Origin of the sequence: Pantoea sp. SOD02, assembly GCF_024707505.1 — a bacterium.
GTDB classification, from domain to species: Bacteria; Pseudomonadota; Gammaproteobacteria; order Enterobacterales; family Enterobacteriaceae; genus Pantoea; species Pantoea symbiotica.
Genome location: NZ_CP102604.1, coordinates 3,589,184 through 3,610,190, shown reverse-complemented (window position 1 = coordinate 3,610,190; position 21,007 = coordinate 3,589,184). Strand labels below are relative to the sequence as shown.

Genomic DNA, 21,007 nt, shown 5'->3' with positions numbered 1-21,007 from the left:
AATGTTATCTATTCGTGTACTCGCTCTGGTTATGGTGTGTTTATTAACCGGTTGCACTCAGCTCTTATGGACTTTAAATGACTATCAATCAAAAGGATATAACCGAGAAATAAAAATTTCAGACAGGGTTAATGGCATATTTAAATATAACAACATAAGCCTGACAGTAAGTGGGGGGAAAGATAAAAAAGACTTCATCAGACTTCCAGAAAATGGTGTTGGATTTGTGGGTGAGAAAAATATTTACTTCGTGACAGTTAATGGTAATGAGTTGCTCGCCTTAGATGCGATCATCAAAAATATCCCATTGAAAATGAATGATCATGAGAAATACATAAATATCGGCGTGAATAGCTATTATGATAAAAATGTTAATGCTGCCTTTAAGCAAGTAATGAATGTCATGACCAGACAGTCTGTGGCTGAATTAACGGCATCGCAAAAAACATTGCTTGAAAGAAATGGATTTAAATCAACTAATGGTTACTATCATCGACTGGTAAGCATCGAAGGAATTATCATAAACAGACAGCGCTTAGGAAATTCATTCCCGGATGCTTCATCTCTAAATGATAGTTATCAAGTCCGTTTTTACTCTGATTATTTTTCCAGTAACATTGATGCTGGAAAGCTGGCATTCAACCTTGCAATGACACCTGTTACTTTGATAGGTGATGTCATTCTCAGTCCTCTTTATTTGATTTATGCGATGCAATGATTATAGGTTTTAATTATATGCATTATGTCAATAAGTGAGGTTTGAGGTGTTCAAAATCATTGTTCGATGTTACATTTCTGGCTGGCGCAACACCTTTAACTATAAAGGATATGCGACTCGGAAAGAATTTTGGGTTTTCATTCTGGTTAATTTAATGTTTCTCAATTTCTATTCTGCATTAACTGGAATGCTAACTCTGACCGGAAGTGGCATAGTTGATGTTTTATTGTTCCTTTCGATGGGGTTTTCTCTTCAACTTTTATTTATAAGCATCCTTATCATCCCTGTTATGTCTTTGGGCGTAAGAAGAATGCATGATATTGGTCGGAGTGGTTGGTGGTTTAGTAGCCTGCTACTTAGCAATATTTTTATTATTCCTGCATTCCTTGGTGCTCTGGTCAGCAGTATTGCAAATCATTTTTCATGGAATATTGCACTCTCTATATCGATTTGGGCAAGTCTCGTATTGAATTTGAGCGTTATTTTTTACCTGACATATTTGTGTTGCAAACCTTCAGTAAGACCATCACCGCTTCCACATTAACGCAATAAAAATAAAATCAGAGCTACATAATGAAAGATCTCACCCTGCGCTATTACGATACCGAAATGCGCTACCTGCGTGATGCCGCGAAGGAATTTGCCGCCACGCATCCTGATCGCGCTGCGATGCTCAAGCTTTATCGGGATGGCGCGCCGGATCCGTTTGTTGAACGTCTGCTGGAGGGCTTTGCCTTTTCCGTTGGTCGCCTGCGTCAGAAAATTGATGACGACCTGCCGGAGCTGACCGAAGGGCTGGTCAGCATGCTCTGGCCGCACTACCTGCGCACCATTCCGTCGCTGTCGGTGGTAGCGCTGACGCCGGACCTGCCAAAAATGAAAATGGCGGAGGTCGCGCCAGCCGGACTGGAAGTCTATTCGCGTCCGGTTGGCCCGAAAAATACCGTGTGCCGCTATCGCACCACGCAGGCGCTAACGCTGAATCCGCTGGAAGTAGCCGGCGTGACCATGGCAACCGAACCAGACGGGCGCTCGCTGCTGCGCATCCGCATTAACAGCAGCGGTCAGGCCGACTGGAATCAGACCGATCTGAGCCGCCTGCGCTTCTGGCTGGGCGAAGACGTGCCGGTTGGCAATGCTTTGCACCAGATGCTGACGCGTCGCCAGGCGGCGTTGTATATCCGCCTCGCGGGTCAGGAAGAGCGTGCGCGGCTTGACGGCTGGTTCAGTCCCGGCGGCTTTGGTGACGATGATCGCCTGTGGCCGAAAGGCGACAGTGCTTTCAGCGGCTATCAGTTGCTGCTGGAGTATTTCACTTTCCCGGAGAAATTCCGCTTCGTACATCTCAACGGGCTGGAGAACGTTACGTTGCCGACGGGCCTCACGTATTTCGATATTGAGGTGGTGTTCAGCGCGCAGTGGCAGAGCGACCTGCCTGTGACGGATGAATCACTGCGGCTGCACTGCGTGCCGGTGATTAACCTGTTCACGCTGGAAGCCGATCCGCTGACGGTCAGCGGGCTGGAGAGTGAATATCTGCTGCGGCCTAAACGCCTGCAGGATGGGCATACCGAAATTTATGCGGTGGATGCGGTTAACGGTTCGGGGATTGGCGGCAGCGCGGATTATGTGCCGTTCTCCAGTTTCCGCCACAAGGGCGGCATGATGCGTCGTCAGGCACCTGAGCGCTACTTCCACACTCGCGTGCGCCGTGGCGTCACCGGACTGCACGATACCTGGCTTATCCTCGGCGGGCAGCAATGGGAAGCGGGGCAGGAGCTGGCTAAAGATACGCTGTCGCTGCGCATCACTGGCACCAACGGTCAACTGCCGCGTCGGGCGCTGCAGAGCACGTTGCTGGATCGCTGCGAACAGGTATTACAGACGCCGGTGACGGTGCGCAACCTGTGTCGTCCAACGCTGCCCGCTTATCCACCGGCAGAAGATCGCTTTCACTGGCGCGTGCTGAGCCACCTTGGCTCGGGCTTCATCAATATGATGAGCAGTGCAGAAGTGCTATGCGGCACGCTGGCGCTCTACAACTGGCAGGATGACGAGCTGTGTAACCGCAAGCTCGACGCCATTCTCGACGTGCAGCATCACCGCCTGCAGCGCTTTGAAAACGGTTATCTGCTGCGTGGTCTTGAGGTGGAAATCACTCTGGACAGCAACGGTTTCACCGGTGACGGCGACATCAACCTTTTCGGCGAGATGCTCAACCGCTTCCTGTCGCTTTACGCCGACATGAACCAGTTCATCCAGCTCTCCCTTATCATCCGGCCAGAAGGAAAATGCATCCGGTGGAAAGAGAATCACAGCCAGCGCCTGCCCGGCTAATTGCGCAGCTGGGTGACCGGCTGCCGTACATGAACTTTTACCGCTTTTGCCAGCTGCTTGAGCAAAGCAATCCCGACGCGCCAGTGCCCGGCAGCGGTTGGCAGGTACGCCATGAGCCGGTGCGCTTCCGTCCGCATCCGGGCATGGGCTTCCCGGCGGGCGAAATCCGTAGCTATGAAAACCCTGCACGTCCTGGTTTGCCGCCGACGGTGCGCGTCAATTTTATGGGGTTATATGGCACCGAATCGCCGCTGCCAACGCGGTATATCGATGACATCGCCCAGCGTCGCGATGGGCATGAAGCGATGCAGGATTTCCTCGATATCTTCAACCACCGTCTTACCACGCAGTTCTACCGCATCTGGCGCAAGTATTCCTATCCGGCAACCTTCGCAGATGGTGGTCGCGATAATACCTCGCAGTATTTGCTGGGGCTGGCCGGACTGGGCATTAAAGGGTGCGCCGAAAATGTGGCAACGCCAGTCTCGCGTTTTCTGGCGCTGCTGCCGGTGATGCTGCTGCCGGGTCGCACTGGAGAGGGCGTCAGTTCGCTGATCAGTCTGCTGGCACCGGATACACGTGCCGAAGTTAAGCACTGGGAGCCGCGCCGCATTGAGCAGCGTAACGTACTGGCGATGAGCGTACGTCAGCCGGTGAGCATGAAGAATCGCCCGGTGATGGGCACACACGCCACCGACGTCAACGGCCAGGTGCTGATTCGGCTGTTTACCCGCAATCCCGATGAAGTGAATGGCTGGCTGCCAGGCGGACAACTGCACGGCGATTTTATGGCGATGCTGCACGTTTATCTCGGGGCGAAGCTAGATGCGCGGCTAGAGCTGTGCGTGGAGCGCCAGCTGCTGCCGGATACGCAGCTAAGCTGCAAAAGTGCCAGCGCTGTGCAGCTGGGGCGCACCGCCGTGCTGCCGCAGTTAGCGGAGCAGAGTGCAAAAATAAAAGACGTCATTACTATTCAGCTCGGCCGCTATGAGCGCGTCCGGGTCAACACATCAAGGACTGAGACCGATGAAGAAGGTGATTACCGCTGGTAAAACTCTACTCTCCGTTATTCTGGCGCTGAGCGTCAGCGGATGCGGCCTGACGCAGAAAGTGTCGGATGGCACTGTTTCGATGACCAAAGCCATTTTCTACAAACAGATTAAAACGCTGCACCTCGACTTTGTCGCGCGCGAAGGCGTTAACCGCAACGCGCAGGGCGCGGCGCTGACCACTGTGGTGCGCGTCTGGCAGCTGAAAGACCGCAAGGCGTTTGATAGCTCAGATTATCCGTCGCTGCTGGCTGCCGACAGCCAGGCGTTGAAGGCTGATTTAGTGGCGGAGAAAGCGGTGAGCGTGCGTCCCGGCGAATCGGTGAGCCTCGACGTACCAATGGAAGAGAATGCACAGTTTGTCGCGGTAGCTGGCATGTTCTTGTCACCGGACCAGCAGAATGAAAAATGGCGGCTGGTGCTGACGCGCGACGACCTCGATCCGGACAAGGCGCGCATTATTGAGCTGGGCGACGGGACGTTGACGTTGCTGGCCGTGAAGAAGGAGTAATTATGACACCTTCACTTTACGACATCCTGTACGGCAATTTTGAAGGTGATCTGGAGCTGGAGAGTGTCAGCGAAGAGAACCAGGTGATTTTATCGGTGCTGGACAACATGCAGCGCATTCTCAACAGCCGCGCCGGTTCGCTGGCGCACCTGCCGGATTACGGCCTGCCGGACATGACGCGCATTCTCCAGGGCATGCCCGGCACCGCGCACCAGTTGATGCACACGCTCTCTGGTGTGCTGCTGAAATATGAACCGCGCCTGAAGCGCATTGATGTGGTGATGCTGGAGCAGACGCAGCCCGGTGAACTGCGCTACGCGATTGATGCCGAGTTAAAGGATGTAGGGTTGGTACGCTACGGTACGGCATTTATGCCGGAGGGGCGTGTGCTAATTCGTCATATGAAACAGCAACAGTATCTGGATGCTAAAGCTTCTGTTTAAGACGAACGAATGGAGTCGAAAATGAAGAAATTACTGTTATCCGGAATGCTGGTTTTACTCAGTATCGGTGCCGTTAATGATGCCAGCGCGCATCCAGGCAGAACTAATTCCGAAGGCTGTCATAACGATCGTAAGAATGGCGGCTATCACTGTCATGGCGCAAAAAGAAAGTCTGCTGACTACTTCGCAAGCGAACCAGTAGCGCCGGCGAGAAGCCCCGAAAAGAAACCCGCTAATAAAAAACCATCGCACACAACTCCTCGATCTTCGATTACTACACAAAAACCTGAAAATAAAGTGCCGCAGCGCGCTGTGGATAACCCACAGGAGCGTATGCAGCGCTGCGTCAGCAGCCAAAATATTTACGCCTACTGGGAGCCGTCAACCAAACGTTGTCTTGATAGCAAAACTGGGCGCGAACTTACCATCTGAATAACTTTCTTTTTCGCCTGATTAAGGCTTTCGGAACACAGCAATGACTTCATCTCAACCTCGCTACGTGAAAACCGGTGGCGATCCACGCGCGTTCGCAGAATATGTCGCGCTGCGCCAGGAAATGCAGAAACTAACGCATCCGGCGCGTCCGGATGTCGATTGGCCGCATGTCTCTGCGCTCTGCCTGACGCTGTTTGAACAAAATGGAGTCGAATTGCAAAGCGCCATTTGGTACACGCTTTCGCGCGCTAATACGGCCGGAACGGCAGGCATGACGGAAGGCTTGGCTGTGCTGGTGGCATTGATCACCCGCGAATGGCCGACGCTATGGCCGCAACCGGCGCATACGCGTATCGAACTGCTGGCCGGACTGAGTCGTCGGTTGCAGCAGTTCTTACGAACTCAGACCATAACCGAAGCCGACTTAACGGCGCTCAGTCAGGCAGCGCGCTTACTCAGCGAAGCCGGCGATCATCTGCAACGCCTTGAACTGCGACAGCTCAGCCAGATCGATCCGCTGCTGGATCGCATTCGCAGCGCGGTGGTGATGCTAGAGCGCTGTGATGCGTTGCCATCTGAAGCCATGGCCGTTCTGTCTGAAGAGATTCAGGCTGCGAAACCTGCACTGGCGTTAGCGGATGCCGAAGTCAGCGGTTGGGTGTACGTACCCGCGCCGGGTGCACCTGCGCCAGATATGGGACGGCTTCGCCGCCGGGCTTTTATGAGTGGTGTAAGCGCAACGCTGCTGAGTGTCTCACTCATCGTCGCCGCTTGTTATTTCGTTGAACAACATGCTAAGCAGAAATCACGGTTGCAGCAGGAATTACTGGCGTCGGTATCACTGCTCCCAGTGCCGCTTGAGCCGGAAATGGTTGCTGAACTGCAGGCTAATTCATCTGAATGGCTGAACGACGGTGCATGGTTGGAGCAAACGCAGCAGCAACTGAACTGGCTGCTGGCCGAACCGCCAGACTGGAATCTACAGCACGGTAATGCGCTAATGATGCAGGCCAATCAGTTATTGCCGGATTCTGGTACCGTTAAAACGATGGGTGAACGCTGGAATAAACAACTAAAGGCTGCAGCGCTGCCTGCCGATAAAATGCAGGGATGGCAGCAGGGCATGGAACAGCTAAATACGTTATCGCAGCGTTTGAATGGGCTGGATGAGAAGCGCGGTAAATATCTGACGGTTAGCGAGCTTAAAACTGCGGTCTATGATATGACGCAGGCGTTCAACGGAACGGTGCCACTGGAAGAGGAATTGCGCGTGTTACAACAATCAGGTGGCGAAGTTCCACAACAGCAATTAGCACAAGCGGAAATGCACTTAAAGCAGCTTATCGCTAGTTACCATCAGTTGGTCACAACTGTAAGAGAGTAGCATTTGCGGTTGAACTAAATATCTTAAGTCCGGGTTCAGTAAAATTTGGTTGGCACCCCCATGGAACCCCCAGAAAAAATAAAGGCTTGCATTATTAATGCAATCCTTTGAATTTATTGGTGGCCCCTGCTGGGTTTGAACCAGCGACCAAGCGATTATGAGTCCCATTTTTAAGCGAGCAAAATCAGTAAGTTACTGATTTTTATGTTTTCTTCAGGCCGAATAGAGATGAAAAGTGGCACATAGCGTTGCGCTCTGCTGCCACTTTGCTGCCAATTTATTGGTAAATTTTGAGGACAATAAAAGCTAACTCATCACATCCAGATTTTGGTCTTATAGCGCTCGTTCAGATAGCGAATAGCAAATTTTGAGGAAAGTTTTTATTGCGTAGTAAGTGGGGATGATTTCCCACGCCGACTAATTTGCCCTCCTTTCCTACCCGCTTCCCTAGCTCGGTCAGGATCATTGCGGAAATTGCCACCGCTGATGTGTCCTCCCTTACGGCCCGCTTCAGCCGCGCGTTCGCGATTAGCTGCGAAATTCCCGGAACCGCCTCTAAGCGTATTTTCTGTCATAGCTTGCCCCGCATGATTTGAGATAAGTATCAAAATTAATAGTAGTAGGCTTGGAAAATATCAATATTTGTCGTAAAAAATATTTTCAAATTAAAGGTAGGTGTTTATCGACTAAACGTCTTGAGTGATGGGGCAACTAAATATTCAAGTGGCACTATCAAAACGTGTCAGTCCATTGCATGAAAATGAGCTAATTCACATTCTTTACCCAGGACGCATGCCAAAATTTTGCTAAATTCAGGAGGGTGTTACATGAAAAAAAAGCCATTGCTTACACTAGTTTTTCTGCATCAGCTCAGCAATATAGCAATTCTTTGAGGCGCCAGAGCCTACTAATTGATGAATGGCTAATCCGAAATCCGGACTATGATTTCCGATTCGAAGCGAGTTAAATCAGTAACTTACTGATTTTAATGTTTTCTTTAGGCCGAGTAGTGATGAAAAGTGGCACATAGCGTTGAGCTCTGCTGCCACTTTTACTAAACTTATTGATCGTTTTTAAGTTTGGATAAATCGGCCAAAGTTACTCTTGGACGGGGATATCTGTTAGCAAGGTGATGTGCTATGCCCTCATTGCCCCAAAAATCGTTGATGACTAACCGATTTTCAAAAGAGCCTATCCAATAGCCTGGAGCAGTAGTTTGGTCTTTATTTATGGGGCAAAATATAGTAATTGAAAGTATTCCCCAAACTACACTCTCAGGAAATATAATCGTATTTTCTGCGAGTAAAAGCGTTGCTTCTTTATGGAATGAAAATCCGTCTGATAAAGAATCACTATGAACAAGACCACATCTTACAACATGATACATCAAATCTGAAAAATCAGGCTTTAGAATTGGTTGACGCACACCTTCAATAATTGGAAAGTTGTCGAATGTTGTTTCATCGAGATTTATTCCTCCAAGCGACATAAACTCAATTAGCCAAGAATATTCTTTGATGATGTTTTTGAAATAACTACGACTACTCTTCTTTTGGCCGTAGTAACGTTGTGATGTTACATCAAGAGCATTACAAGCATGCTCTAATGCTGCATAGGTCTCTCCGCGATCCATGTGGTCGATTGCGTACTTAACTCTTTCTCCAATTGTCGGCATATTCTCTCCATAACCAAATAGCTATTTTGGATTTACCTCACCTATCCATCTGATGTAATGGATTGAATAACATCGCTTCTGAAAGATGATCTGGGGCAAAGTGTGCATACCGCATTGTAACCTTGATATCTGTATGTCCCAATATACGCTGGAGCACAAGGATGTTGCCGCCATTCATCATAAAGTGAGATGCGAAAGTGTGACGTAAAACATGCGTTAGCTGCCCAGCAGGTGTCTCGATGCCAGCGCGTTGCATGGCCTTTCTAAAGGCTGAGTAACAAGGTTTAAAGAGCACCTGCGCTTTCCTACTGGATGGCAGTTCAGCCTGTAATTTTTCAGTTATCGGCACCGCGCGGTTTTTCTTGCCTTTAGTTTTCACGTAGATGATCTGACCGGCGCGGATCTGGTTGCCCTTCAAGCCTTCGGCTTCACTCCATCGTGCACCAGTTGCCAGGCAAATTTTCACAATAGTCGTCAGATCTTTAGATCGGCTGTTCTCACACTCGGCGAGTAGGGTTCTAATTTCCTCAATGGTGAGATACGCCATCTCCGATTCACTGATTTTAAACTCGCGCACGTTCTCTAACGGGTTCGGTGCGGTCCACTCATCTAACCGACGTAGTTCGTTAAACATCGCCCTGAAATACGCCAACTCTAAGTTCACCGTACGCGGCGTAACCGTCTTCACTCGACTGGAGCGGGTGATCTTCCCGCTTAAACGCTGCTCGCGATAAGACGCAAAAATTTTCGCGTTAAACTCGGTTGCGAGTGGGTTTCCCATTGCTTCGCAAGCGAACGCCATTGTGGTTCGCCGCTTCTCACCATCCGCCAACGTAATGCCATGCGTGTTGAACCACAATTCAACCAACTCAATTACCCGCCGCTTATCTGCTTTCTCTCCCAGCCAAGGCTTATCATGAGCCTGCTCTTTTACGAACTTCTCATAAGATTGTGCTTCGCCCTTTGTCGCAAATTGTCGGCGAATCCTTTTGCCATCACGGCCGTTTGGGAAAACCTGTGCCTGCCATTTCCCGTTGGGTAATTTGTTTATTGCCATGCTTTGCCTTTAGAGGTACTCAGTGCGGGCAACGACTTTGCCCAAAACCTTGATGTCATCTGCCTTGCATTCAAATGAGGCTTTTCCATTCTCAACGCGGATGCGCCCGCCGGGAAAACGGTACAGCTCTTTAACGCTAATGAGCTTATCAATCTCAATGAGCCATAGACCGTCGGTGATTTCTGCGGCGGTCATATCTACCAGGTAATCCTGTTTCTCGAAATGTACTAACAGTGGGGCTTTAATATCACTTGGTAAGAGTAGAGCGTCATATTCAACCCAATCAGATGATGAGAAGTTCCCATTTGTGATTTTTCTGAGTTCGATTTTGGTTGATGATTGATCTTGATTTGTGATGTTTGAATCACCGCGTCCATATGTCAGCCACTCAAGGGAAGTGCCGGTTTCCATCGAGCAAATCAGAACCCAATCAGCAGGAAAGTTCCCACGCATTATGCGGTTAGCCATAGTGCTTTGAGACACATCTAAGTGCCGACACAGCGCCTGTCGAGATGCAAAACCGTATGCCTGGACGATGCGCTCAATGGGATCTTTACCACCCTCTGGTAAAGTTGGAGCTTTACGACTCGTAAAATCTTTCGTTGACCTTTCCAATTTGTGATCCTAATATTCACTCGTCGTATCAAGACGTGTTTAATAGTGATGAATAGAGTTGGCTAGAACTCAACAGAGGATAGTGCATCATGACCCGTAAACTTTCAATGCGCCCATCAATCAATCTCGTGATTTCGGAACCGTACATTACTGTCGAAGAGTTCTGCCGTCGCACAGGTTACAAGAAAGGAACTGTTCGCCAGATGTACCGCGAAAACCGCCTACCTATCAGGAATAAGGATGGGGTTAACGGCCTTATCGAAATCAACATGCTTGCCCTAATTATCGAAGCAGCAGCCGGTCATGAAATCACAATGCAGGCTTGATGCATCCATATTGGGATAACGTGAGGTATTAAGCATGTTTGATTTCAGTGTCTCCACACAAAGCCATTTTGATGAAGCGTGCCGCGCGTTTTCCGCAAAGCACAACATCATTCAGCTGGCTAAAAAGGCGGGGCTTAATCCGCAAACCATCCGTAACAAGCTAAACCCGGATCAGGTCCATCAGCTTACCGTTCGTGAAATGCTGATCCTGACCGACCTGACGGAAGACTCTACGTTGGTTGATGGCGCATTGGCTCAACTGCAATGCCTACCATGCGTCCCGGTAAACGAAATCGCTCAGGAGAACTTACCGGCTTATGTCCTCAAAGCTACCGCCGAAGTCGGGCAGTTAGCCGCGGGCGTTGTGAGTCAGAAGAAATTTACCTCGGCCTGTCGGCGTGGATTTGTGCAGAACGTTAATGCCGGCATTCGCTGCCTGACCTTAGCTGCGATAGCTGTTCAGACTCGAGTTCAATCGAATCCAGCTCTTACAGGTACTGCTGATGTACTCAGCGGAATTAGCGCTTCTATAGGCATTGGGTGAGGTGGTTATGGTTAGAGAACTTACTTATCAGTTCATTCTGAAGGGGCGGCAGGCTGAAGTGAAAAGCTCTGACGTTGCAATATGTTTTCCTTCAATAACATGTGATGGGAGTTACTTCTTCACATTGAATGATGGAACAAGATTTCGCGGTGAAAAAGTAAAAGAAGTGATACGCAATAAAATATCACCTCTTATTGAATGTTAGCTGTTGTATTTACCAACCCAACGTTCAACACCTTTTACACATTCGTGGTGCATATCTGAACCGTGCTGAACCTTTTGTAGTTCTTCACGAATAGCAGAATAGAAAAGAGAGTGATCTTTAGAATTATCACTAAAGAGGCAATTAAGAAGTCCCGAAATAACTAAGTTTTGGATTTTGGTTTCAGTTCGTAGCTTGTGAATTTCTTCCTCAAGGAGTTCAAAGCGTTCTATCTCTTTTTCGTTAAGCATCGCGTCCTCGTTACGTTCCATGCAGAGGGGAACAATTATGCAGGTTTTTGTGAGGTTTTTGAAACGCCAGTCTCCAAGCCAGCAGCTTCCACACTTTGGTCACGGCTGGATTATGAATGACGAAGGCAGGCGCTGGCATCCGGCAAACTCTCAAGCCGAATTGCTGGCAGGTTTAACTGGCAACAGGAAAAAAACGACATGGCTTACAAAGCTGAAAGCATCACTGTTCAAATGAGCGCCGGGCAGCGAGTTAGCGCGCTTAATCATATTGCCGCACTTCGCACCATGATGTACGGCGATTGCGGTAATGAGCTAAAGCGGTTCATTAGTGATATGCGTAATACTCGTGATCCACAGTACGAAAAAAATAACCGGGCGATGAGTGCCATTTTCTTTTTGGCAAACATCAATAAAGAACGTCACAACGTTGAATACAGTGAATTGACGAGTGACGAAATTTCCGCGCTGATAGGTGCAATGAATCACTTTCGCGCAGTCGTGAGTTTATTTCCCAAGAAGCTAACACTTCCAAACTAATTAACCCAAAGAAATTAAATGGCGTAAACCCGCCGGGATTCACTTTGCCTAAACAAGGAAAGAATACATGCTGAATAATACCTCTCAAACCAAACAAACTAAGTCGCATATTGAACTCGATATGATGCTTAATTACGCACGTAAAGAGGAGCGTCAAAACCGTGCGGAATTAATGATCTCTCGCCTTCAAATGCTGGCTTGGATTATTCGCCGTGATGAGATGTCATGCGTTGAAGCTGCTGAGCTGCTACAGCAAGAAGTTGAAAAGCTACAGGCGCAAATCGAGGTGGCGTTCTAATGGCCGACTCAATGGATCTGGTTCAGCAGCGCGTTCAGGAAGAACTGGCGCGCAACCTGGCAACGGCTATTCACCGTCCTGCAGGAGCGAGTGAGTTTTTCTGCCTGTCATGCGATGCAGCTATTCCAGAAGCACGTCGCCGAGCATTGCCGGGTGTCGAGCTATGCGTTACCTGCAAAGAGATTAGCGAACTGAAAAGCGTGCATTACAAAGGAGGCGCGCTTTGAGAGTCCCGGTTGATGATCGCTATGCAGTGCGCGCGTTGAAATCCAGTGAGCCGGGCAGGCCGCAACAGTTGGTGCTGGAGAAATTCAGCTGGCTTGAGGTTGATGGTGTCCGTCAGCGCGTGCCGCAAACCATGGCCGTATATGAGTCGGCAGTGCTCCTCATGCGCGATTTGGCTGTTGATGTCATTGGTCGCCATGTTTTGCACGGCCAGATGAAAACAACTGCGGCCTTTGTAGCGGAAACTCGCCGCATTGCTGAGTTGGTCGAGGCTGCAGTGCAAGAGCTGGCTGAACTTCAGGCCGCGCATGTCTGAAAGTCTTCCTGATCTCCTTACTGGTGAATATCACGCCGTAAATCAGCAGCGGCGTGAAGTCTTTGGCATGTCCGCTCCGGCGGATATGTCCCTTTCTGAGCGCCGTCTCTGGAATGTGAATCCAGAGGACCACAACTGGCGCAGCCAATATCTGCAAAATATGCCGGATTATCTGGCAGGTTACTTTGCCGATCGCTACAGCAAAATCCTCTCAGCAAATAATGGCCGCCGTCGGGCCAATGCGTTTCTGCGCCAGACTATCGGTCAGAACGTATTGCCACGCCTGCAGCTGGTTCGCAGTCGCTATCGCCTTGATGAAGCCGCTCAACATGAACTGCCGTTCATAAAGCTGCTTGATCGTCTGCCCATGCTTGACCGGCAGGACGTGCGCGATCTGGCTTATAAAGTCGCATCCTATCTTTCGCTTAGCCTGGCTGAGTTTGTCGATAAAACCTCAATGCCGCAGGAAGCGGACGAGCAAACCATAACCTGCATTGCTTATCGCTACGTCGCTGAGTTGGCCGCATTGACCGGCACGCAGCCGCCATATTGGGCGGAGTTTAAAGCCTGCAAAGGTGAGCTGAGTCTGCGCAAGGCGCAATCCGGTTTATTGCGCATGATGGCGCCTGAATGGTGGCGCGGCCGTCTTAAGCAGATGCGTGATCTCCAGCGTGAGCATATGGCAATCGCTGTTGGGCAGGTGCAAAAATCTGCTTCACCTTACGTTTCACGCGGCACACTGGCGGAATGGGTCGAGCAGAAGAAACGCAATCGCGAGTTCTTCAAACGCTACGACCTGATGAACAAAGAGACCGGTGATCGTGTCGCGATGGATGAGATGGTCAACCGCAGCACCGCGAACCCGGCCATGCGCCGCCGCGAGTTGATGACTAGAATGCGTGGCTTTGAAGACATCGCCAACGAAACCGGCTGCGTAGGGGACTTTTACACAATCACCGCGCCGTCGCGTTATCACTCCGTTTATAGCCAGGGCGGTTTCATTACCAAATGGAACGGTTCAAGCCCACGCGATACGCAGCGCTATTTATGCCGCGTTTGGGCGCGCATTCGCGCCGCGCTGTCACGCGAAGAAATCCATGTTTTCGGTTTCCGCGTGGTGGAGCCGCATCATGACGGCACGCCACACTGGCACATGCTACTGTTTATGCTGCCGGAACATCGCGAGTGTGTGCAGCAGATCATGCGTGAGCATGCCAGCAAAGAAGACGCCGACGAACTGAGCACGCCGCAGGCGCGCAAAGCGCGTTTTCACGCTGAGCCTATCGATCCCACCAAAGGCAGCGCCACGGGTTACATCGCTAAATACATCTCCAAAAATATCGACGGCTTTGCAATGGACGGCGAAAAGGACGATGAAACCGGCTCAAACATGCGTGATATGGCGAAAGCCGTTTGCGCGTGGGCGTCTCGCTGGCGCATCCGCCAGTTTCAGCAGATTGGCGGCGCGCCGGTCACTGTTTGGCGCGAGTTGCGCCGTCTCGGCGATACGCGCCTACCAAACGAGAAGATGGACGCCGTGCTGGCGTCTGCTTCTGTTGCCAGCTGCTGGGCGTCTTACACCATGGCGCAGGGTGGCCCGCTGGTCGCACGTGATGATTTGGTGATCCGCCTTTGCTACGAGATTACCGAAATGGGCAACGAATACGCGGAGGATGTGCAGCGCGTTCAGGGCATCTACTCGCCTCACTATCAAGATTCTGAAGTATTTACGCGTCTGGTGAAGTGGGAAGCGGTTGCCAAATTAGCCGATGCGTCAGCGGAGGCTGGCCCTTCTGGCGGCATCGCCGCCCCTTGGAGTTCTGTCAATAACTGTACGGGGCCGGAGCGCCGGCGGTTAGAGCTGGAACTAAAAGCCCGTGGTTTTGAGGGGCATGAAGAGGAAATTAGCCTCCTTTCCCGAGGGTGCAGCATAAATTCCGGCGCGCGAATGCGGCTGTTTTACCGAAACGGCAGACTTCAGGAACAAAAGATAACCATCTGATTAGTCCAGAGGATTTCTCACGGAAGGTAAAAAAACATTTCACATTTCGAAACTCATAATATACTGTACGTATAACCAGTTGTTCATTGTGCGGAGGGAATATGCAAGATTATTTTTTGGAGTCGATGAAGCTCCAGCGTATTGATTTATTTATGAAACTTGTTGCTGCTAGTGATTGCACGGATGACGAGAAGCAGCTTGCCATTCAGTGGGTCTCTGAACTGACCGATGAGCTGATGCGGAAAGTCAGAAGCCACGAATATTCGCGCATGATGCACGCTTCAGATTAGTTTTTTCAGATGTCACGCGTAGCAAGATGTGATCGGATGGAAGCTACATATCACGCCGGGATGCTTACGGAAGGTGAGTCCGAACATAACGAGAGTTGCGAGGCGTTAAGCCATGGCTAAAAATCCCGAAAAATTCCAGATCGTTTACCGAGGTGAGGTACTCACTTACTACAAGCCAGGTGAATGGGTGTTTTTCCAACGGCCGAAAGAATGCGGCGGTGGTTACTGGCTCGGTAAAACCTACGACTTCGTTTTCATGCTTGAGATTCCATATCCCATTTCTTTACGGCAGGGCATGGATTTTCTGAATGAAGCAGAAGGAATTGGCACCCACAAACTCGCTTCTGTGGACGACTTCAAACTGGAGTGAAGAGTGCATGACTATGCCGCATGAATTCGCATGATCCGAAAAGGATCGCTTTACCCTCGGCCCGCCAGTTCTGGCGGGCTTTCGTTTATGTTATGCAGGTGCATGAAAACCGCATCATAAAGCGGGCAGGCGTGGCGGGGGTACGAGCGCGCGCCTGAAGGTTTCGCTGATAGTGGGAGGATATTGTGATTAAAAGTGGCTTAAGCTTGAAACATTTTCTAATGATGGGGTAAATTGTAAAATTATTTTAAGAATTTTCGCCATCAACCATCAGTTGAACTCTCGACAGGTAATTAACATGACAGGCATTGTCCCGGCAGTACTTAGTGAAGCAGAAATGAAATCAATAATGACGTTAGTCACAAGATTTCCATGGAATGTAGCGAAACCTATCATTTCTGCTTTAGGTCTTGCGCGTGGCAAAGGTAGAGATGCAACTCATTTGAAAATTATTGAGGAGCTTGCATCTCTTAAAGAAAGAAATGTTGATAAATTTGAAGAGATAATAAAATCAATTAATAATTTGATTTTTGGTCAAATGGTATATGGAGATAAAGCCTTTTTCAGTCTCAAAGTTCATGAGAGTGTAATTAGCAAGCTAACAAAAGTATTAAACTTTGACTGGGACGTCGCATCGCATCCTGAGTCAGTGTCTGATGTTATTCTCAGTGAGCAAGATATTATTAACTCTAATAAAAATGGATTGGATGTTATTCATTATTCTGAAAGCGATGAGCAGTCATTAGTTCTTTTTAGTTCTGTTCGTGAGCAAAAAATTAGGGAAAAGATATCCCCTAAAAATATCCCTGAATATAGTAATTATGATGAGATAATAGCTACGAAAAAAGAAAAGCTTCAATGCTTTGATGTGTGTATTTTTGATAAGATCAACTCAAGTATCCACGTGCTGATTGATGCTGGGAATAATATAGCTGGAGAAAGTTTACTTTTTGCCAAGGGTACGGTCATTCGAGAACTTTATAACATTGCTGGGTTCGGTTTTGAGTCCGAAGAACGAGACTTTTTCTCACTCATCGAACCAATTTTTAAGCAAGAAGAAAAGCCCTTTTCACTCTTGGAATATAAGGTGTTCGAACTATCTTTTCTTACTCCTGAAGGCACCACACACAAAGAAAAGAAAAATGATTCTAACAAAGACTTAAGGCATGATATCTTTAATCTTGAAGGTATTAAAGCCGTAGGTAACATAGGTTTGTATCGAATCGGCATTAGAGTTGAAAGGGAAAATCCGTTATTACAACTAGCTGATAATGTAGAGTTAATCATTCCTGGAACACTCCGTCGCTATCTTCATGGAAGCGCTGGAACGCCGATAAACTTTGCTATACTGAGCAAATGCATCTCAAGAGAGGATTTTGAAACTCTCACGAAGCTGATACTATAGCTGGAGATCAAAATGAAGGATGCTAACTTGCATACGACCATACATGAAGTCTGCTCAGAAAGCCCTAAAGCCGAGGCTTTGGCTTGCCTGCTTCATGAAAAACTCAGCGAGTTAGCACGTCGTTCGCCTAATACTTTTATTAGTTACAATCTGCTTTTTGATATAACCAGAAAGAATATAAAAAATGATTTTAATTACGATAAATCTGATTTGTATTCCGCTATTCAGGTATTGTGCAGTCCAAAAATTAATTTCTTAAAGTTAAATTATCAGTTCATAGATGACCATTACGACCCAATTAATCTTAGCCTAGCCGACGTTATTGATGCTAATGAAAGTAATTTATTAGAGCATCCTTATACCGGCGAGTTAGTGCGCGATTATAAAAAATATGTGTTCCCTTTTTTTACTGTTTGTAATATCAAAAGGGTCCCTGAATGATGTCAATGAATCTTGATGATTTAGATAATGACTTTCAACTTAGTAAAGTTCATTATGCAATTCAAAGAGTTCAGTTCGCTTTGTGCTCGCATGCAAATTTCAATTCTTTTATTCGCAAAGAGCTGGATTATGCAGTAAGTAAACTCGAGCAAAATAGCAATAAGATAACGTTTGATTTGTCAGAGGACCAATTAACCCTTTTCTTACTTTCACATATTGAAAATAGACATCTGGGAATTGATGCAAGTCACGAAAAGAATCAACGTGGACATTGTGATATATCTATAACAATTGGTGACTTCATCTGGCATGGTGAAGCAAAAAAACATTCATCATATCGTTATCTTTTTAAAGGTTATGCTCAGCTTACCGAACGTTACAGCACCGGAACAGTAAACAGTTCTTCTGGTGGACTTATTATTTATACCAAAAATAAACTTTGCTCAGATATGATGGCTTCTTGGAAAGGTTTTTTGACAAAGAATGCTCCCAGAATTCATGCTTGCAAAAAAGTTGATGTCAATGCTTGTGAGAAAAATCCACTGGTTTTCTATAGTCAGCATATGCACACTGTTACAAAACTAAATTATCAAGTGGTACATTATCCAGTTGTTCTCCACCATAAACCAATAGATCCAGATTTATAAAAAGCTCGGAAAGTCCGAGCTTAATGTATCTATTTAAATAATAAGTTGTAATCTTCAAACTTTATCACTTCATCTCTAATCCATTCATTTAACTCGTAAATCCTTTTTTGCAAAGGAATCAATTCATTAAGAACGAAGACTCGACTTGCCTTCTCCACATCACCAAATCCCCCCACATTATTCGGCATAATCCCCATCATCTGCGGCGGCACGCGGTGCGCGGCCATCATGTCGTCACGGCTCACGTTCTTGATATTCAGAAACTCATCCTTAGCAGCCACCTCTGACAGCGGGATGATCTGAATCCCGTCTTTCTTCCCGTTCGGCGAGTACATAAACAGGTTGCGGAAGTTGCCCGGCCCCTTGGCACTCTTCATTGCCTGGCGGATATTGTTTACGTCCTCCTGATTCTGCGCCGCGTCGGTCATGTACATGATGAAACCGGCGTGGCTGCCGTTCAGGTAGTATTTACGACGAAACAGCGTTGCAGACTCGTTTAGCAGGGTGGACGGGATCGCCGAAAGGTATTCTGGCAGGCCGTAAACTTCCTGATTTAAATCCGGCTCCATCAGGTGAAACACGCTGCCTTTGGTGAACTCGTAGGGCTGCGTGTTCATGCCGTACTGCACAAACCAGTAGGTGTCTAAGTCGGTGCCGCGTCGCGTGAATTTAGCCAGTGCCGGCTCAAGCGCCAGCACGCCGCCGAGCCTGTTGGTGCGCTTCTCCAGGTAGGCGTTGCCAAACACCAGATAGTCCTGCACGAAGCGGCTGAACGCCTGCTGGCTCAAGAGCGGATGCGGGATGAAGGTGCTGGTCAGAATGTTGCGCTTCACGTTGATCGGCGAGCTGTGATGTACGGCGGCGCGGAACGTGCGTGCCAGCCCGTCAAAGCTCACCGGCGGCTCGTACCACTTATCCATGACCACGCATTCCACGTAGTCCAGCAGCTCGCGGCGGTCCAGCACCGGCACCGGGTCGCCAAAGGTGAACGCTTCTGCCGCCGGGCTGCCGGTCATAAGTTCCTGCTGCACGGGCTGCGTGCGCGTGCGGTTCCTGCGTTTGCTCATTTAAAAAATCTCCATGATGTTGCCGGTATGGGCGGCTTCGCCCTGTAGCGGTTCATTTGCCAGCGCATGCATGGTCGCCCACGCCAGATCGGCGTGGCTTGCTTCTTCGCTGCGGCTGGCTTCGTAGGTCGGGCGGTTGCCGCTGGCCGTGGTGGCGCGGCGGATTGCCATGAATGACTGCGCGATGTCGAGATGTCCGGCGTCGAACTCCAGACGCCCGCTGCTGATGATGTCGAACGCCTTTAGTACCAGGGCGTTTTTCACGTTCGGGTTATAAACAAACTCCTTCACCGCTGGATAAAACATCTTCACGTTCTCGTACACGCCGAGGCCGACGCCGGTGGAATCGATGCCGATATAGGTCACGTTGTACTGTTGCGTCAGCTTTTTGATGGACTCGGCCTGCGCGCGGAAGTCCATGCCGCGCCACTGGTGACGCTCCAGAATGCGGAACTTACCGCCCGGAACGGCAGGCGGGGCGATCACCACGCACCCGGCGCTGTCGCCATTCTGCGTACCTTTCGCCGGGTCATAACCGATCCACACTTCACGCCAGCCGAACGGCCGCAGCGCCAGCGCTTCGAAGTCGCTCCAGATTTCCCAGCTGTCCACCATGCACTTCTGCAGCAGCTGCAGCGGGAACACGGACGCCAGATCGTCCACAAATTCGCACATCAGCAGGTTCTGATATTCCGGCGGGCTGTATTCGAGGCGCAGCTGGTCGAGGTCAAACAGGTTACAGCCGCCGCGCACGGCGTCCTCTACTGTGACAATCTGGCGGAACTGGCCGTCATCGCAGAAGCGGCCCGGCGACAGGTTCATGTGCGACAGGTCGATGTCCACGCGGTCCGCTTTGGCGCGGCCCCGATTGAACAGGCCGCCGGACCAGAACGGATAGGCACTGTGCGTGAGGCTGGACGGGGTGGAAAAATAGGTTTGCCGCCACTTCTTGTGCAGCGCCATGCCGGACGCCACCTTGCGCAGCTCCTGAAACTTCGGGATCCAGAAGTATTCATCCAGGTACAGATTGCCGTGATAGCTCTGCGCGGTGCGGGCGTTGGTGCCGAGGAAGTACAGGCACGCGCCGTTGCTGAGCGTCATCGGGTCGCCTTTCAGCTCTACGTCCACCTCTTTTGCGAACTCAATGATGTACTGCTTGAAAACGTGCGCCTGCGCCTTACTGGCTGACAGGAAAATCTGGTTGCGTCCGGTGGTTAGCGCATCCAGCAGCGCCTCACGCGCAAAATAGTAGGTGGCCCCAATCTGGCGCGACTTCAGCACGTTGCGAATGCGGTGCTTGTTGCCCGCGTCCCACCACTGGCGCTGGTAGCCGAACATCGAGTCGTGGAAAATCTCCTGTAATTTCTCCACCTGCTCGTCGGTAAACACGTTCTTTTCCGGCGGCTTGCGCGGCCCGCTGTTGCGGTTCGCCACGTTCGGATTGAGATCCGCCTCGTTGCCGCCGTTGCTGAACTTGCCGATGCGGGCATGGCGCTCGGACTGACGCGCCAGCAGGTCAATCTCCTTGAAGTCTCTCCCTTCTTTTGTCTCCTTCATGATCAGCTGGCAGTAACGCGCGGCGGTGGTCAGCTGCATCTGGTCAAGCGGGCCGTAGTCGCCCCACTTGTCGCGCTTCTTCCAGCTGTGAACGGTTGCGGGTTTCTCTCCCAGCATTTCAGCAATGCGGGCGATACGGTATCCCTGAAAGTACAGCAGCATAGCCTGCCTGCGGGGATCGAGGTCTTCGGGGGCGAGTGTCGTTGTCATGGCCACAAAATACGGCCCCGCCGATCCCTTTTCTGCCGTCTCCCGTTGTGTGGCTGCCCGCACAATGTGTCCGCGTTGTTTGACCCCCTCTGAAC

At 49.6% G+C, this 21,007-nt stretch carries 28 protein-coding genes; 21 read left to right on the top strand and 7 right to left on the bottom strand.

Annotation, left to right across the window (positions count from 1 at the left end; all coding sequences use genetic code 11):
* Window position 1 precedes the first annotated feature (1 nt).
* Genes NR302_RS16695 through NR302_RS16660 form a run of 8 tightly spaced genes read left to right on the top strand, consistent with a single transcriptional unit; the run spans window position 2 to window position 6,877 of the window.
* The gene (locus tag NR302_RS16695) at window positions 2–718 is read left to right on the top strand and encodes a hypothetical protein (protein ID WP_258144007.1); all 717 of its coding nucleotides are present in this window, start codon (window positions 2–4) and stop codon (window positions 716–718) included.
* Window positions 719–764: 46 nt separating this feature from the next.
* Window positions 765–1,262, top strand: a complete 498-nt coding sequence (locus NR302_RS16690; RefSeq protein WP_258144006.1) for a DUF805 domain-containing protein — start codon at window positions 765–767, stop codon at window positions 1,260–1,262.
* A gap of 29 nt (window positions 1,263–1,291) precedes the next feature.
* Window positions 1,292–3,055, top strand: coding sequence for a type VI secretion system baseplate subunit TssF (gene tssF / locus NR302_RS16685; protein ID WP_258144005.1), 1,764 nt, complete (start codon window positions 1,292–1,294; stop codon window positions 3,053–3,055).
* Window positions 3,010–4,107, top strand: coding sequence for a type VI secretion system baseplate subunit TssG (gene tssG / locus NR302_RS16680; protein WP_258144004.1), 1,098 nt, complete (start codon window positions 3,010–3,012; stop codon window positions 4,105–4,107). Before tssF ends, tssG begins: the two co-directional genes overlap by 46 nt.
* On the top strand, window positions 4,082–4,615 hold the full coding sequence (tssJ, locus tag NR302_RS16675) for a type VI secretion system lipoprotein TssJ (RefSeq protein ID WP_258144003.1): 534 nt from the start codon (window positions 4,082–4,084) through the stop codon (window positions 4,613–4,615). Before tssG ends, tssJ begins: the two co-directional genes overlap by 26 nt.
* 2 nt (window positions 4,616–4,617) lie before the next feature.
* On the top strand, window positions 4,618–5,058 hold the full coding sequence (gene tssE, locus NR302_RS16670; protein WP_258144002.1) for a type VI secretion system baseplate subunit TssE: 441 nt from the start codon (window positions 4,618–4,620) through the stop codon (window positions 5,056–5,058).
* Window positions 5,059–5,079: 21 nt separating this feature from the next.
* Window positions 5,080–5,490 carry a DUF1283 domain-containing protein gene (locus NR302_RS16665; protein ID WP_258144001.1) on the top strand — a complete coding sequence of 137 codons (411 nt, stop codon included), beginning with the start codon at window positions 5,080–5,082 and terminating at the stop codon, window positions 5,488–5,490.
* Window positions 5,491–5,533: 43 nt separating this feature from the next.
* Window positions 5,534–6,877 carry a VasL domain-containing protein gene (locus tag NR302_RS16660; RefSeq protein ID WP_258144000.1) on the top strand — a complete coding sequence of 448 codons (1,344 nt, stop codon included), beginning with the start codon at window positions 5,534–5,536 and terminating at the stop codon, window positions 6,875–6,877.
* 380 nt (window positions 6,878–7,257) lie between these two features.
* Here NR302_RS16660 and NR302_RS16655 read toward each other — a convergent pair whose 3' ends face one another.
* The 4 genes from NR302_RS16655 to NR302_RS16640 all read right to left on the bottom strand — a co-directional run bounded on the left by NR302_RS16655 (window position 7,258) and on the right by NR302_RS16640 (window position 10,224).
* Window positions 7,258–7,452, bottom strand: coding sequence for a general stress protein (locus tag NR302_RS16655; RefSeq protein WP_258143999.1), 195 nt, complete (start codon window positions 7,450–7,452; stop codon window positions 7,258–7,260).
* A gap of 485 nt (window positions 7,453–7,937) precedes the next feature.
* Complete coding sequence (locus NR302_RS16650; protein WP_258143998.1) at window positions 7,938–8,552, bottom strand: hypothetical protein; 615 nt, start codon at window positions 8,550–8,552, stop codon at window positions 7,938–7,940.
* Between the two features lie 37 nt (window positions 8,553–8,589).
* Complete coding sequence (locus NR302_RS16645) at window positions 8,590–9,609, bottom strand: tyrosine-type recombinase/integrase (protein WP_258143997.1); 1,020 nt, start codon at window positions 9,607–9,609, stop codon at window positions 8,590–8,592.
* 9 nt (window positions 9,610–9,618) lie between these two features.
* On the bottom strand, window positions 9,619–10,224 hold the full coding sequence (locus tag NR302_RS16640; protein ID WP_258143996.1) for a phage repressor protein CI: 606 nt from the start codon (window positions 10,222–10,224) through the stop codon (window positions 9,619–9,621).
* Window positions 10,225–10,313: 89 nt separating this feature from the next.
* Between NR302_RS16640 and NR302_RS16635 the strand changes: the two genes are divergently transcribed.
* Window positions 10,314–10,550 carry a hypothetical protein gene (locus NR302_RS16635; RefSeq protein ID WP_061720369.1) on the top strand — a complete coding sequence of 79 codons (237 nt, stop codon included), beginning with the start codon at window positions 10,314–10,316 and terminating at the stop codon, window positions 10,548–10,550.
* Between the two features lie 34 nt (window positions 10,551–10,584).
* Complete coding sequence (locus NR302_RS16630) at window positions 10,585–11,094, top strand: phage regulatory CII family protein (RefSeq protein ID WP_258143995.1); 510 nt, start codon at window positions 10,585–10,587, stop codon at window positions 11,092–11,094.
* A gap of 201 nt (window positions 11,095–11,295) precedes the next feature.
* On the opposite strand, the gene NR302_RS16625 is transcribed toward NR302_RS16630, so the two are convergent.
* A complete protein-coding gene (locus NR302_RS16625) occupies window positions 11,296–11,547 on the bottom strand; it encodes a hypothetical protein (protein WP_258143994.1) in 252 nt (83 codons plus the stop codon).
* Window positions 11,548–11,584: 37 nt separating this feature from the next.
* On the opposite strand from NR302_RS16625, the gene NR302_RS16620 reads away from it, so the two are divergent.
* The 11 genes from NR302_RS16620 to NR302_RS16570 all read left to right on the top strand — a co-directional run bounded on the left by NR302_RS16620 (window position 11,585) and on the right by NR302_RS16570 (window position 18,078).
* Window positions 11,585–11,782, top strand: coding sequence for a phage filamentation protein Fil family protein (locus NR302_RS16620; RefSeq protein WP_258143993.1), 198 nt, complete (start codon window positions 11,585–11,587; stop codon window positions 11,780–11,782).
* Window positions 11,746–12,084: a DUF5347 domain-containing protein gene (locus NR302_RS16615; RefSeq protein WP_258143992.1), complete on the top strand. Its 339-nt coding sequence runs from the start codon at window positions 11,746–11,748 to the stop codon at window positions 12,082–12,084. The genes NR302_RS16620 and NR302_RS16615 overlap by 37 nt, the downstream gene beginning before the upstream one ends.
* A 67-nt stretch (window positions 12,085–12,151) precedes the next feature.
* Complete coding sequence (locus NR302_RS16610; protein WP_258143991.1) at window positions 12,152–12,382, top strand: DUF2732 domain-containing protein; 231 nt, start codon at window positions 12,152–12,154, stop codon at window positions 12,380–12,382.
* Window positions 12,382–12,609 (top strand): TraR/DksA family transcriptional regulator, encoded by a 228-nt coding sequence (locus tag NR302_RS16605; RefSeq protein ID WP_258143990.1) that lies wholly within the window; start codon window positions 12,382–12,384, stop codon window positions 12,607–12,609. Before NR302_RS16610 ends, NR302_RS16605 begins: the two co-directional genes overlap by 1 nt.
* The gene (locus NR302_RS16600; protein WP_258143989.1) at window positions 12,606–12,923 is read left to right on the top strand and encodes a DUF5405 family protein; all 318 of its coding nucleotides are present in this window, start codon (window positions 12,606–12,608) and stop codon (window positions 12,921–12,923) included. Before NR302_RS16605 ends, NR302_RS16600 begins: the two co-directional genes overlap by 4 nt.
* Entirely contained in the window at window positions 12,916–14,925 is a 2,010-nt protein-coding gene (locus NR302_RS16595) for a replication endonuclease (protein ID WP_258143988.1), read from the top strand. The genes NR302_RS16600 and NR302_RS16595 overlap by 8 nt, the downstream gene beginning before the upstream one ends.
* A 101-nt stretch (window positions 14,926–15,026) precedes the next feature.
* Entirely contained in the window at window positions 15,027–15,215 is a 189-nt protein-coding gene (locus tag NR302_RS16590) for a hypothetical protein (protein WP_049850574.1), read from the top strand.
* A gap of 112 nt (window positions 15,216–15,327) precedes the next feature.
* Entirely contained in the window at window positions 15,328–15,585 is a 258-nt protein-coding gene (locus NR302_RS16585) for a hypothetical protein (protein WP_210082113.1), read from the top strand.
* A 298-nt stretch (window positions 15,586–15,883) separates the two neighbouring features.
* Window positions 15,884–16,990: a hypothetical protein gene (locus NR302_RS16580; RefSeq protein WP_258143987.1), complete on the top strand. Its 1,107-nt coding sequence runs from the start codon at window positions 15,884–15,886 to the stop codon at window positions 16,988–16,990.
* Between the two features lie 12 nt (window positions 16,991–17,002).
* On the top strand, window positions 17,003–17,431 hold the full coding sequence (locus tag NR302_RS16575) for a hypothetical protein (protein WP_258143986.1): 429 nt from the start codon (window positions 17,003–17,005) through the stop codon (window positions 17,429–17,431).
* Window positions 17,428–18,078: a hypothetical protein gene (locus NR302_RS16570; protein ID WP_258143985.1), complete on the top strand. Its 651-nt coding sequence runs from the start codon at window positions 17,428–17,430 to the stop codon at window positions 18,076–18,078. The genes NR302_RS16575 and NR302_RS16570 overlap by 4 nt, the downstream gene beginning before the upstream one ends.
* A 29-nt stretch (window positions 18,079–18,107) precedes the next feature.
* Here NR302_RS16570 and NR302_RS16565 read toward each other — a convergent pair whose 3' ends face one another.
* The gene (locus NR302_RS16565) at window positions 18,108–19,145 is read right to left on the bottom strand and encodes a phage portal protein (RefSeq protein ID WP_258143984.1); all 1,038 of its coding nucleotides are present in this window, start codon (window positions 19,143–19,145) and stop codon (window positions 18,108–18,110) included.
* Entirely contained in the window at window positions 19,146–20,912 is a 1,767-nt protein-coding gene (locus NR302_RS16560) for a terminase ATPase subunit family protein (protein WP_258145213.1), read from the bottom strand.
* Window positions 20,913–21,007 lie beyond the last annotated feature (95 nt).

Coding starts and splice junctions, on each gene's coding strand:
- NR302_RS16695 (WP_258144007.1), top strand. CDS start 2: ATGTTATCTATTCGTGTACTCGCTCTGGTTATGGTGTGTTTATTAACC.
- tssF (WP_258144005.1), top strand. CDS start 1,292: ATGAAAGATCTCACCCTGCGCTATTACGATACCGAAATGCGCTACCTG.
- tssG (WP_258144004.1), top strand. CDS start 3,010: ATGCATCCGGTGGAAAGAGAATCACAGCCAGCGCCTGCCCGGCTAATT.
- tssJ (WP_258144003.1), top strand. CDS start 4,082: ATGAAGAAGGTGATTACCGCTGGTAAAACTCTACTCTCCGTTATTCTG.
- tssE (WP_258144002.1), top strand. CDS start 4,618: ATGACACCTTCACTTTACGACATCCTGTACGGCAATTTTGAAGGTGAT.
- NR302_RS16665 (WP_258144001.1), top strand. CDS start 5,080: ATGAAGAAATTACTGTTATCCGGAATGCTGGTTTTACTCAGTATCGGT.
- NR302_RS16660 (WP_258144000.1), top strand. CDS start 5,534: ATGACTTCATCTCAACCTCGCTACGTGAAAACCGGTGGCGATCCACGC.
- NR302_RS16655 (WP_258143999.1), bottom strand. CDS start 7,452: ATGACAGAAAATACGCTTAGAGGCGGTTCCGGGAATTTCGCAGCTAAT.
- NR302_RS16650 (WP_258143998.1), bottom strand. CDS start 8,552: ATGCCGACAATTGGAGAAAGAGTTAAGTACGCAATCGACCACATGGAT.
- NR302_RS16645 (WP_258143997.1), bottom strand. CDS start 9,609: ATGGCAATAAACAAATTACCCAACGGGAAATGGCAGGCACAGGTTTTC.
- NR302_RS16635 (WP_061720369.1), top strand. CDS start 10,314: ATGACCCGTAAACTTTCAATGCGCCCATCAATCAATCTCGTGATTTCG.
- NR302_RS16630 (WP_258143995.1), top strand. CDS start 10,585: ATGTTTGATTTCAGTGTCTCCACACAAAGCCATTTTGATGAAGCGTGC.
- NR302_RS16625 (WP_258143994.1), bottom strand. CDS start 11,547: ATGCTTAACGAAAAAGAGATAGAACGCTTTGAACTCCTTGAGGAAGAA.
- NR302_RS16620 (WP_258143993.1), top strand. CDS start 11,585: ATGCAGGTTTTTGTGAGGTTTTTGAAACGCCAGTCTCCAAGCCAGCAG.
- NR302_RS16615 (WP_258143992.1), top strand. CDS start 11,746: ATGGCTTACAAAGCTGAAAGCATCACTGTTCAAATGAGCGCCGGGCAG.
- NR302_RS16610 (WP_258143991.1), top strand. CDS start 12,152: ATGCTGAATAATACCTCTCAAACCAAACAAACTAAGTCGCATATTGAA.
- NR302_RS16605 (WP_258143990.1), top strand. CDS start 12,382: ATGGCCGACTCAATGGATCTGGTTCAGCAGCGCGTTCAGGAAGAACTG.
- NR302_RS16595 (WP_258143988.1), top strand. CDS start 12,916: ATGTCTGAAAGTCTTCCTGATCTCCTTACTGGTGAATATCACGCCGTA.
- NR302_RS16590 (WP_049850574.1), top strand. CDS start 15,027: ATGCAAGATTATTTTTTGGAGTCGATGAAGCTCCAGCGTATTGATTTA.
- NR302_RS16585 (WP_210082113.1), top strand. CDS start 15,328: ATGGCTAAAAATCCCGAAAAATTCCAGATCGTTTACCGAGGTGAGGTA.
- NR302_RS16580 (WP_258143987.1), top strand. CDS start 15,884: ATGACAGGCATTGTCCCGGCAGTACTTAGTGAAGCAGAAATGAAATCA.
- NR302_RS16575 (WP_258143986.1), top strand. CDS start 17,003: ATGAAGGATGCTAACTTGCATACGACCATACATGAAGTCTGCTCAGAA.
- NR302_RS16570 (WP_258143985.1), top strand. CDS start 17,428: ATGATGTCAATGAATCTTGATGATTTAGATAATGACTTTCAACTTAGT.
- NR302_RS16565 (WP_258143984.1), bottom strand. CDS start 19,145: ATGAGCAAACGCAGGAACCGCACGCGCACGCAGCCCGTGCAGCAGGAA.
- NR302_RS16560 (WP_258145213.1), bottom strand. CDS start 20,912: ATGACAACGACACTCGCCCCCGAAGACCTCGATCCCCGCAGGCAGGCT.